Here is an 11,467-nt window from a genome sequence, read left to right as displayed (position 1 = left end):
AATGGCGTTTTAGCTTTCGTATGCGATAAATTATCATTTATTCTCTATATTTTGAAGTTTTCCATTCCGTAGTCGAAACGACCCGTTTTTGTCCGGTTGGTGCACCGTCGAACCAGGCTGTACGGCTTGAACGCTCAGTTAGGTCCGGATCAAAGCTGGTGCGCAGCTGGATGAAAGGTTCGCTGCCAGCAGCGCCGAATTGCGTCGAATTCGGTCAAGTCGAGGACTATAGGCTCGGCAGGCAGTCGCTCCTATATCACCTTTTGGATTTGTCCGGCGCTTGAGGGTGCTCCATATACCCGGCCGTTATCGGTACAATCCTTGCTTGGGCGCTTGGTTCCGCTGCCATATCATCACCGCTGTCGTGGCTGAATGCGGCATCCCCTTACTGAGCGCGAGCCAGATCAATGCCGGTTCGTGATATCTGGAAAAGAAAAGCCCCCATCCGGATCATCCGGATGGGGGCTTTTTTGGTCAGCGCTCGATGATAGACTTACGAGCGGGGAGGGAGGATCGGCAGAGGCTCCGCACGACCGACGATGAATGCATAGGAGCATGCACCGACAACGGCCATGATGGCGGCCATCAGGAACGACGGCGTATAGCTGCCGCCGAACTGATCCAGCAGAAAGCCGAACAGGAACGGGCTGATGATGCCGGCAATGTTCGACGCAAAATTCTGGATGCCGCCGATCGAAGCCACGTGGCGCGAGCTTGGTGCAACGTCGGCTGGCAGGGACCAGATCGCGGTCGCTGCAACCGCAAGGCTGCTATAGGAAATCGCCAGGAAGAACAAAGCTGCATAGAGCGATTCAACCAGTGCCGCCGGGAGAATGGCTGCGCCGCCCAGCATGCCGCCGACCATGACGATCTTGCGAACCGTGGTAACATTGGCGCCGTTGCGGATGGCGCGGTCGGCCAGAAGGCCAGCGATCCAGGCGGTGACGACGGCGGCAAGGCCGGGGATCATGCCATAGAGGCCAAGTTCAGCGAGGTTCAGGCCGCGTGCGGTCTTCAGATAGGTCGGGAACCAGGTCAGGAAGAAGTAGATGACGAAGTTCAGGCAGAAGAAGCCGAGCATCATGCCCCAGACGGTGCGATAACGGAACAGGTCGGCCCAACGTATCTTCTGGGCTTCTTCGCTGTCATTATCGTCGGTGCGGGCACCGTTCTGGATGATGTACTGGCGTTCCAGATCGTTGGCGCGCGGATGTTCGGACGGATCGCGATAGGTGACATACCAGAAGAACGCCCAGACGATACCGACAGCACCCAGGATGATGAAGGAATAATGCCAGGTCGCGAATGCGATGATCGCGGTGACGATCGGCAGGGCCAGAACCGTGCCGACGCGCGAACCGGAATCAATCACAGCGGTTGCGAAAGCGCGTTCGCTTCTCGGGAACCAGCGCGAAGCCGCCTTGGTCGCTGCCGGATAGGCAGGGGCTTCACCAGCGCCGAGGAAGAAACGGACGGTGAAGAAAGACCAGAAGCTGTTGGCGAGCGGGGTGACGGCGGTGAAGACCGACCACCAGATGGCGGCGAGCGAGAAGCTCTTGCGCGCTCCCAGCTTGTCGGTAATCCAGCCTGCAAACAGCATCATGCCGTCATAGGCCCAGAAGAAGGCGCCAAGGATGAGGCCCTTCTGGGTGTTGGTGAGGTTCAGGCCCAGTTCGGAATCGATGAAGGGCAGCGCCACGCTCATATTCGCGCGATCGAGATAATTGATCGCGATGCCGATAAAACACATGAAAAGTATGAAATACCGGAAGCGGCTGGCGCCGAATGGCGCCTTGTTTGAAGTGTTCATTCCCAATATCCTCCCGGGATATGTCGTCGCAGTTCGAATGATGTTCAGAGCGATTGCATTGCTGTAACCGCCCTGACGGGTTTGTTTATGTGCTATGACCGTCTTATTCAGGCGGGCAAGGCCACACGGTATTTTTCAGCCATTTCGCCGAATGATTGCCACGTCACCGGATCGATGGTGACGCCACTCTGCTCGCGCTCTTCAGCAACGCGCCATTCGCGGTCGCCTGCAGCCATCACAGTGCAGCCTTCGCGAGCTGGCGAATTGCGCAATGTTTCGAGATATCGGGTCATGCCCGCATCGAAGACATCGCGCTCGATAAAGGCTTCCGGCTTGATCGCCAGGACGAAAGCGCCCATGCCGCGCGGCGTGGAAAAATCCGGACCGCCCATCGGAGCAATATCGAAGCTGAGTTTCATACCGGTCAGAACGGCACTGAGAATTTCCGCAACACCGGCAAGGGCTGCGCCCTTGAAGCCGAATTCGCCGCCAAGGGGCGCCAGCATTTCGACCGCTTCCGCATCGCGCGTATCCACACCGTTGAGATCGGAAGCAACGCCCTGCGGCAGCTCGACGCCGAGGCTGCGATAGAGCAGCACGCGGTTATAGGGGATCGAGCTTGTGGCCATATCGAGTAGCCACGGATTATCGTCCGTAGTCGGCACGCCGACCGAAATCGGATTGGTGCCGTGGAACCGCATTGCGCCATCGTGAAGGCGCACGAAACTGTCGGAATTGCAGACCGCAAGACCAATTCGGCCCTGCCGCGCTGCCTCAAGCGCGTAGGCCCCGGCGGCGGCAAAGTGCGAGCTGTTGCGAATGGCGACTGCGCCGATGCCGAACTGCTCGGAGAGCGCAATGGCGCGATCCATCGCGGTATAGGCCGCCAGCGCGCCATGGGCATCGTCGGCGTCGAGCGTTTCGATGGCGCCAAAGCTGCGGACGGCCTTCAGCTTCGGCGTCTTGTTGACACGACCGCCCTCAAGCGCCGTCACATAATGCGCAAGCAGGCGAACGCCGTGGCTGTCCACGCCGTAGCGTGTGCCATGCATCATCGCGCGCGTTGCCGCGTCAGCGGTTGCATCATCCGCACCGCATGCGGAAAAAACCTCGCGGCAGAACCGATCTAGCGAGGCAAGCGAAAACGCAGCCTGGTCAACTGCCTGTTGCACTGTGAAACTCCTCCGGCCATAATGTATTGTGCATGCACTATACGAATTTTTTGGGAGACGCAATCCGAGATATATTAGCGGGATAAGCCCCCCTTTACGGGAGCATCCGCCAGACGTTCTCGAGGATAAATGGCAGTCCGCAAACCATATTGGACTCAATGGGTTGTATACAGGCTTATCGATTCCGACATAGGAGAAACCGTGCCTGTGGGTATCGGGATAAACCGGACAAAATAACAAGAAGCCGGACGCATTCAGGGGAGGCAAATGACATGACGCGGAATATCGCACCCAAACTCTATCAGCGCGCACGTGACAGTCTGGCGGCGGATATTGCCAATGGTGCTATCCCGAAAGATAGACGACTGACGGAAAGCTGGGTGGCGGAACTGTTTGGCATCAGCCGGGTTCCGGCGCGACAGGCGCTGGTCGAACTCGCGCAGCGCGGCCTCATTCGCAAGGCGGAGGGGCGTGGTTATGCCATTGCCGTAGAAGCGGCGGCCAACGGAGCGGATTGTTCCAACGGCGATCCCCATGTCAGAAGAAGCGCGGACGGCCGCATGCAGTTCCTGCCCAGCTGGCAACTCATTTATACGGAAATCGAAAGCGAGATTTTCGCCCGCACATCGCTGGACGGTTGGCGCGTCAATGCGCTGGCATTGGCAAAGCATTATGGTGTCAGCCGCACGGTGGCGCAAGATGTCATGGCCCGGTTACAGCAGCGCGGCGTCATCCGGAAGGACGAGCGCGGGCGCTGGTTTGCACCGGCGCTCACCGACAAACACATCCACGATCTGTTCGAGCTGCGATGGGTGCTTGAGCCGCTGGCGCTTGAAAAAGCGCTGCCCCGACTGCCTGAGGGATTTTTGGAAAGGGTTCGCCGCAATCTCGATGAAGCGGTAGCCGCCCCATTGGTTACGGGCGAAACACTGGACCGGCTGGAACAGGAACTGCATGTCGAGCTTCTCGGCCATTGCGACAGTGCATCTTTGCTGGAGGCGATAAGGCTGCCGCAGACCCTGCTCGTCGCGCATCATTTCCTGTATCAGTGGACATCGGGGCTTTTCGCGTCGGAACCGTTTTTGCCGGAGCATCTCGAGATCGTGACGTGTCTTCAGTCCGACAATCTGGCCGGAGCACAACGCGCGCTCGTGCATCATCTGCAAATCTCGCACGAACGCGCCATGCTGCGCATCAATACGCTGGCCAGCACGATCCAGCCGCGTGAGCTGCCTTATCTGGAACGGCAGTCTTAGAGCCCGTTCCAAAAGTCGCCCTGTGTGGCTGCAAATGGCGCTTTGAGATTTGCTGTCGCATAATATGAACCGAAAAGTCTGCAACTTTTCGGCATTATGCGAGGCTTCCGGTGCTCACGTACCTTAAGTACGCTCCGCTCCGGTACTCGAAAATCACCATTTTTGCACACACATGCCGCTTTTTGATTCAGGCTCTTAATCTTTGGAGCGGTTCCTGTTTCCGACCGGAACAACGGAGCCGCTCTATTATTGGCCTATAGCTGGAAGCTTTAGCCCTGTACGAGTGCCAATGCGCGCACGGGCGATCCCGTGCCAGCGACGAACTTCAACGGTGCGGCGATCAGGATCGCACCCTTTGCAGGAAGCTGGTCGAGATTGCTCAGGCTTGCAAGGCCGTAGCGGTTGGCTTCATGCAGCAGGTGATGCGCGGGGAAGGGCGGGGTCATGCCGCCTGCCGAACCGGCATCGGTGCCGACCGTTTCCTGGCCCCAGCCGATGATGCCCTTGGAAAGAAGATAACGGATTGCTTCCGCTGTTGGTCCGGGCGAATGCGGGCCATTCTCGTCAGCATTCAGGAATGTTTCGGTGGAACCATTGCGCTTGTACCAGTCGGTGCGCAGGATCACCCACGAGCCAGCTTCAATCTCGCCATGCTCGGCTTCCCACTCCTGGATGCTTTCCACCGTGAGGAGATAATCCGGGTTGGCGGTTGCCTCGGCGGAGCGGTCGATCACATTGACCGGCGCAACGAAGTTCTGCGGCGGGATGGTGTCGGTCGTGTTGTTGGAATGATCCTTGCCGGTGACCCAATGGCTCGGCGCGTCGAAATGGGTTCCGGTATGTTCGCCCAGCTCGATCCAATTCCAAGCCCAGAACGGACCGTCCTGGTTATATTTGCTGATCTCGTGGATCTTCACCTTCGGAGTGTTCTTGCCGAATTGCGGCGGCAGATAAAGCACCGGCGTATCGGGCCCGAGCGGCGCGGTAATATCCACGACCTTGATTGATTGCGATACCAATGCGGATGCAAGAGTGCTGAGAACGGATGCCTCTTTCATAACTTCCCTCGTTTATGCCGCGCCCGACCCGATGCGGGTGGAACTGCGGATTTGTGCAGCGGCTTCTTCGAGCCTTGAGTGGAAAGCTATGCAATAAAATATGACTTTGCAAGTATTTAAGCGGTTCAGAAGGGCCGATAAACATCACAAATTGCCGTGAAATCTTTTTTAGTCGGGCTTTCCTTTCAAAGGCGTTATCGGGCATCACGACAGGAAATATATGCATTTAGAAATAATGCGCCGGTGAGGCCGTTTTTTGCGCGGAGAAGAAGTGTTCCGCGGTCTTTCGCAGGAGCTTTCGGACAATTTATTTAAGGCTTGAAATATTTTTCGGCAAACGCGATTCTTAAAACACGGATTATGGCTCGATTCCTGAGCCTGACCAGCGTGCTTTGAACAAAGGAAATGGGCGTGTCGGTGGATTTCGAGATCATAGTCAGCGACGATCATGAAAGCGAAAAGCCGGAACTGCGTCTCTGGCTGCGCATGTTGTCCACGACCAGGCTGATCTCGCAGGAAATCCGGCGGCGTCTGCGCAATGAATTCGGGGCGACACTGCCGCAATTCGATCTGCTGGCGCAGCTTTATCGCGAGCCGGAAGGCTTGCGGCTGGGGGAGCTGTCGCGCCGCACGATGGTAACCAACGGCAATGTCACCGGACTGGTGGAGCGGCTGGAGACCGAAGGTCTGGTCAAGCGCGAGACGCCGGGCGCCGATCGCCGCGTCACGGTTGCCCGTCTGACGGAGCAGGGCATTTCGGTGTTCAGCCAGATGGCCAGCGCCCATGAAGGCTGGTTGCGGGAAATGATGGCCGATGTCGATCACGATATCATCCAGACTTTGCTGGCCGATCTTGATCCGCTGAAGAAGTCGGTGCGAAACCATCTTTCTGGCGCGGAAGACGAATAAGCCGTCTCCCGCCTGCTGGGTTTTTATTGCGCCTGATCGCGTGTGACAAACATGGGGCCGCCCTTGATTGACGGGAAGCCGTATCCGTTCACCAGAACCAGATCGATATCGTCGGAATGGCGCGCAATGCCTTCTTCAAGCAGAGCTTGCCCCTCATGCGCCATGGCGGCGAGAAGGCGCTGCATGATCGCTTCATCGCTGAAACCGCGGGGAACAATGGCGTGGCGTGCGCGGTAATCGTCGATCAGCGCGTGGACGTCGGCGTCGCTGGCGCGAACGCCATCCACATAGCGATACCAGCCGAGACCGGCCTTGCGGCCAAAACGCCCAGCTTCGCATAATTTGTCGGCAACGTCGAAATAGGGAAGGTTCGGGTCGCGGCTTGCCGCCGCTCGCTTGCGCCGCGCCCAGGCAATTTCCAGACCGGCCATGTCGTAAACCGCGAAGAGTCCCATCGGAAAGCCATAGGCTTCCATGGCGCGATCGATATCTTCGGGATAAGCGCCTTCGGCCAGCATTTTCTCGGCTTCCGTGCGATAGGCCGAAAACATACGGTTGCCGATGAAGCCTTCGCAGACGCCGGTGACGATGGGCAGCTTCTTGATCTTGCGGGCAAAGGCGATGCCGGTTGCAAGCGTCTCGTCGGACGTTTCCGCACAGCGCACCACTTCCAGAAGCCGCATGATATTGGCGGGCGAGAAGAAATGCAGGCCTAGCACCCGGTCAGCACGGCTTGTCACGGCGGCGAGCTCATCCGGATTGAGATAGCTCGTATTGGTCGCGAGAATGGTTGCCGCAGGCAGCAAGGCGTCAAGCTCGCGGAACAGCGATGCTTTGACGGTGAAGTCATCGAAGACGGCTTCGATGACGAGATCGGCACCGGCCAGTGCGGCCATGTCGGCGCTGACGGAGAGCTTCGTGCGTTGCGCATCTGCGGCTTCGGTGGAAAGCCTGCCCGCATCGACGGCCTTCTGGATCATGTCGCTGATCCGCGCATGGCCCTTGGCGGCTACTTCCGCAGTCGTTTCATAGCCGATGACCTTGTAGCCAGCGGCAAGACAGGCGACTGCGATGCCCGACCCCATCAGGCCGGTTCCGGCAATACCGATGGTGGAAAGCGTCCGAGGCTTCGCCTCAATACCTTCCACTTTTCCAGCCGAGCGTTCGGCAAAGAACAGATGCCGCAGGGCGGCTGCTTCCGCGCTGTCGCGCAGGCGGATGAAGGTCGCGCGTTCTTCGGCCACACCTTCGGCAATCGCGGTCGTTGTCGAGAGCTGAACGAGCCGTGCCGCTTCGCCGGGGGCGGTCGCGCCGCGGGATTTCTTCAGTATTTTCACCTTGGCCTGTTCGAAGGCGGCTGCATCGGGCGCGGTGACAAGCAGATCGCGGGTCCGGCGCAACGGCTTGCCGACCAGCGTATCGGCGAGCTTGATGGCCTCGGCCACAAGATCGCCGCTCGAAACGTGGTCGATCAGGCCCAGTTGCAGCGCTTCTTCCGGGGCAATCTGGCGTCCGGTGGCGATCATATCGAGTGCTGCGAGCGGCCCGATCAGTCGGGGCAGGCGCTGCGTGCCGCCAGCGCCGGGCACGATCCCAAGCTTGACTTCCGGCAAGGCAAAGGAGGCGCTGGTCGATGCGATCCGCGCGTGAGCCGCAAGCGAAACCTCAAGCCCGCCGCCCAAAGCGGGGCCGTTGATCGCGGCCACCACGGGCTTGTCCGCGCTTTCGATGATCGTGATCACATCCGGCAATGTCGGCTCAACCGGCGGCTTGCCGAATTCGCGAATATCCGCCCCGCCGATGAAGATCTTGCCTGCGCCGCTCAGCACGGTCGCACGGATCGCCGCATCTTCCGAAGCATGGCGAATGGCTGCGGCAAAACCTTTGCGCACTTCGGCGGAGGTGGCATTGACCGGCGGGGTGTCGACCGTGACGACAAGAATGCCATCGACAACCGTACCTGTCACAGCGGGGGAGAATTCGCGTCTATCGGCCATGGTGGTCTCAGTCCGGTATAACGGCAAAAGCCTGTATTTCGATCTTGGCCCGGTCTTCGACCAGCGCGACCACCTGCACTGCCGCCATGGCTGGGAAGTGCTTGCCGATCACATCGCGATAGGCGCGACCGATGCCTTTTAGATTGGCGGTATATTCAACCTTGTCGGTGAAATACCAGGTCATGGAGGCGATATGTTCCGGCCTGCCGCCTGCTTCCGCCAGAATGGCGACGATGTTCTTCAATGTCTGCTCGGTCTGCTCGACGAAATCGTCGGTCTCGAACTGTTGCTGTTCGTTCCAGCCGATCTGGCCGCCGATATAGACGGTGCGCCCGCGGGCTTCAACGCCATTGGCATATCCGATGGGGCGAGCCCAGCCTTGCGGCTGAAGTGTCTTATGCATGTTGTGTCTCCAGAAAATGCGCGCGGTGACGGGCTTTAATTTGCCTTCAGTAGTTCGCGCGCGATAATGAGTTTCTGCACTTCCGTTGCGCCTTCATAGATGCGAAGTGCGCGTATCTCGCGATAAAGCCGCTCGACGATTTCGCCGCTTTTTACACCGCGACCGCCAAACATCTGCACGGCCTTGTCGATGGTTTGCTGGGCGTTTTCCGTCGCAACCATCTTGGCCATTGCGGCTTCCTTGGTTGTGTTCAGCTTTTGAACGTCGCGCCGCCATGCTGCGCGATAGGTCAAAAGCGCTGCGGCGTCGATATCGGTCGCCATGTCGCCAAGCGTGGCCTGCGTCAGCTGCAAGTCGGCCAATGCGCCGCCGAACATCGGGCGCGACCGCGCATGAGACAGCGCTTCGCTGGCTGCACGGCGTGCAAAGCCAAGTGCCGCTGCCGCAACCGATGCGCGGAAAATATCGAGCGTGCGCATGGCGATCTTAAAGCCTTCGCCCGGCGCGCCGAGACGACGCGAGGCCGGGATGCGGCAATTGTCGAAGCGGATCGTCGCCAGCGGATGCGGCGCGATCACATCGATGCGCTCCGCGATGGAAAAGCCGGGATCGGTGGCAAACACGACAAAGGCCGAAATGCCGCGCGTGCCGGGCGCTTCGCCGGTGCGGGCAAAGACGGTGTAGACATCGGCGATGCCGCCATTGGAAATCCAGGTCTTTTCACCGTCGAGCACATAATGGTCGCCATCGGCCCGGGCGGCGCAGCTCATTGCCGCCACATCGGACCCCGCCAGTTTTTCCGACAGGGCAAAGGCCGAAATCCATTCGCCGCTTGCCACTTTCGGCAATACGGCCTGTTTGAGTTCGTCTGATGCGGTCAGGCTGATTGCGCCGGTGCCGAGGCCCTGCATGGCAAAAGCGAAATCGGCCAGACCGTCATGATAGGCCAGTGTCTCGCGGGCGATGCAAAGCTTGCGGGAATCGATGCCTTCGCCGCCGGTCAGGCTGACAGCCGCTTCAAGCAGCCCGGCTTGGCCCAGCGCTTTCACCAAAGCGCGGCAGGCATTGTCCGTGTCGCTGTGATCGACAGCGGCCAGCGCCGAGCTCGCTGCGAAGGCATCGAGCTTCGCGGCCCAGTCGGTGTGGGTTTTGTCAAAAAACGGCCAGTCGAGATGTTCTCGGGTCAATGGCAGGGCTGCGGAACGATCCATCGTCAGTTCCCCTCGAAAACGGGCTTCTGCTTGGCGGCGAAAGCCTCAAAGGCGCGACGGAAATCCTGCGTCGCCATGCAGATGGCCTGCGCCTGTGCTTCCGATTCCACCAGCTCTTCAATGCCCATCGCCCATTCCTGATTGAGCATGGTTTTGGTCATGCCATGCGCGAACCATGGACCGTCGGCAATGTTGCGCGCCAGCGCTTCGGCCTTGCCGAGCAGATCGCCCTGCGGATGCAGCGCGTTGAAGAAGCCCCAGCGCTCGCCTTCGTCAGCGCTCATGAAGCGTCCGGTATAAAGCAGTTCCGATGCGCGGCCCTGACCGATCAGTCGCGGGAGAATGCCGCATGCGCCCATATCGGCACCTGCAAGGCCGACGCGGGTGAAAAGGAAGGCCGTCTTTGCTTCCGGTGTTGCGATGCGCAAATCCGAAGCCATGGCCAGAATAGCGCCAGCGCCTGCGCAAATGCCGTCAACGGCGGCAATGATCTGCTGCGGGCATTTACGCATGGCCTTGACGACATCGCCAGTCATGCGCGTGAAAGCCAGAAGGTCGGGCATCGTCATATGGGTCAGCGGTTCGATGATTTCGAACACATCGCCGCCCGACGAGAAGTTGCCGCCAGCGCCCGTCAGCACGATGGTGCGCACGTCGGAGGCATAGACGAGATTGCGAAACAGGTCGCGAAGCTCGGCATAGCTTTCGAATGTCAGCGGATTTTTGCGGTCCGGGCGGTTCAGGGTCAGCGTTGCAACGCGACCGTCTTCGCTTGTCTGCCATAGAAAATGCGTGGCCTGATAGTCCTTGAAAGGCTTCAGATTGCTCGCCATCGAAACGGTGCCGTTATTCATCCTGCCATTACCTCCCCACCGGCGATTGCAATCGCCTGTCCAGTTATCGATTGCGCGCCGGGCGATGTGAGCCACAGCACGGTTTCAGCCACTTCCTCCGGCTGTATCAGGCGTCCCTGCGGGTTCGCCTTGACGAATTCTGCGAGAACATCTTCCTCCGACCGTCCGGTCTTGGCGACAATGGCCGCAATCGAGCGGGAAATGATCGGCGTATCGGTGAAACCGGGGCAAACGGCGTTGACGGTCACACCTTTGCGGGCCAATTCCAGCGCCAGCGCGCGGGTCAGCCCGACAACGCCATGCTTTGCGGCGCAATAGGCCGAAACATAAGCATAACCGCTCAGGCCCGCCGTCGAGGCGATATTGATGATGCGCCCGCCTTTGCCGCCCGCCTTGATGTCATCAAGGGCCGCCTGGGTCACATTGAAGACGCCGGTCAGATCGACATTGAGAACGCGGCTCCACATGTCGAGGCTGGTTTTCTCGAAAGGTGCGCTCGGCGCTTCTCCGGCATTGTTGATAAGAATGCTGACAGGCCCGAATGCGGCACGCGCGCCGTTAAGGCCCGTTTCAATGGCTTCGCGGTTGGTCACGTCGAAACCGTCGGCAATGAAGCATCGCTGCCAGTCCAACAGGGCGGCGGTTGCTTCCAGCGGTTCGCGGCGGCGGCCCGCCAGGGTCACATTGGCCCCGGCGCGCGCAAGGCCAGCGGCGATAGCGGCGCCGATGCCGCTACCGGCGCCGGTGACCAGCGCATGCTTGCCGGAAAGGGCAAGGCCAATAGCGGCATCGTTCAT

The 11,467-nt window shown here is 59.4% G+C and carries 10 protein-coding genes; 2 read left to right on the top strand and 8 right to left on the bottom strand.

The features are described from left to right. Positions 1-493: 493 nt before the first annotated feature. Positions 494-1,810 (bottom strand): MFS transporter, encoded by a 1,317-nt coding sequence (locus tag JAU75_RS11915; RefSeq protein WP_199056728.1) that lies wholly within the window; start codon positions 1,808-1,810, stop codon positions 494-496. A 107-nt stretch (positions 1,811-1,917) separates the two neighbouring features. After that, complete coding sequence (locus JAU75_RS11910; protein WP_199056727.1) at positions 1,918-2,982, bottom strand: Ldh family oxidoreductase; 1,065 nt, start codon at positions 2,980-2,982, stop codon at positions 1,918-1,920. A gap of 272 nt (positions 2,983-3,254) precedes the next feature. Between JAU75_RS11910 and JAU75_RS11905 the strand changes: the two genes are divergently transcribed. Further along, the gene (locus tag JAU75_RS11905) at positions 3,255-4,238 is read left to right on the top strand and encodes a GntR family transcriptional regulator (protein ID WP_199056726.1); all 984 of its coding nucleotides are present in this window, start codon (positions 3,255-3,257) and stop codon (positions 4,236-4,238) included. Between the two features lie 269 nt (positions 4,239-4,507). Here JAU75_RS11905 and JAU75_RS11900 read toward each other — a convergent pair whose 3' ends face one another. Further along, positions 4,508-5,296, bottom strand: a complete 789-nt coding sequence (locus JAU75_RS11900; RefSeq protein ID WP_199056725.1) for a cyclase family protein — start codon at positions 5,294-5,296, stop codon at positions 4,508-4,510. 405 nt (positions 5,297-5,701) lie between these two features. On the opposite strand from JAU75_RS11900, the gene JAU75_RS11895 reads away from it, so the two are divergent. Next, on the top strand, positions 5,702-6,205 hold the full coding sequence (locus JAU75_RS11895) for a MarR family winged helix-turn-helix transcriptional regulator (protein WP_371836161.1): 504 nt from the start codon (positions 5,702-5,704) through the stop codon (positions 6,203-6,205). Between the two features lie 23 nt (positions 6,206-6,228). On the opposite strand, the gene JAU75_RS11890 is transcribed toward JAU75_RS11895, so the two are convergent. The 5 genes from JAU75_RS11890 to JAU75_RS11870 are packed head-to-tail and all read right to left on the bottom strand — an operon-like array spanning position 6,229 to position 11,467. Then, positions 6,229-8,202: a 3-hydroxyacyl-CoA dehydrogenase NAD-binding domain-containing protein gene (locus JAU75_RS11890; RefSeq protein ID WP_199056724.1), complete on the bottom strand. Its 1,974-nt coding sequence runs from the start codon at positions 8,200-8,202 to the stop codon at positions 6,229-6,231. A 7-nt stretch (positions 8,203-8,209) separates the two neighbouring features. Next, positions 8,210-8,605, bottom strand: coding sequence for a RidA family protein (locus JAU75_RS11885; protein ID WP_078338190.1), 396 nt, complete (start codon positions 8,603-8,605; stop codon positions 8,210-8,212). Positions 8,606-8,640: 35 nt separating this feature from the next. After that, positions 8,641-9,816 carry an acyl-CoA dehydrogenase family protein gene (locus JAU75_RS11880; RefSeq protein ID WP_199056723.1) on the bottom strand — a complete coding sequence of 392 codons (1,176 nt, stop codon included), beginning with the start codon at positions 9,814-9,816 and terminating at the stop codon, positions 8,641-8,643. Between the two features lie 2 nt (positions 9,817-9,818). After that, the gene (locus JAU75_RS11875; RefSeq protein WP_199056722.1) at positions 9,819-10,670 is read right to left on the bottom strand and encodes an enoyl-CoA hydratase family protein; all 852 of its coding nucleotides are present in this window, start codon (positions 10,668-10,670) and stop codon (positions 9,819-9,821) included. Beyond that, positions 10,667-11,467 (bottom strand): SDR family NAD(P)-dependent oxidoreductase, encoded by an 801-nt coding sequence (locus tag JAU75_RS11870; RefSeq protein WP_199056721.1) that lies wholly within the window; start codon positions 11,465-11,467, stop codon positions 10,667-10,669. Before JAU75_RS11870 ends, JAU75_RS11875 begins: the two co-directional genes overlap by 4 nt.

It is taken from the genome of Ochrobactrum sp. Q0168, assembly GCF_016427605.1.
In the GTDB taxonomy this organism is placed as follows: Bacteria; Pseudomonadota; Alphaproteobacteria; order Rhizobiales; family Rhizobiaceae; genus Brucella.
This window is presented reverse-complemented; position numbering and strand designations above follow the sequence as displayed.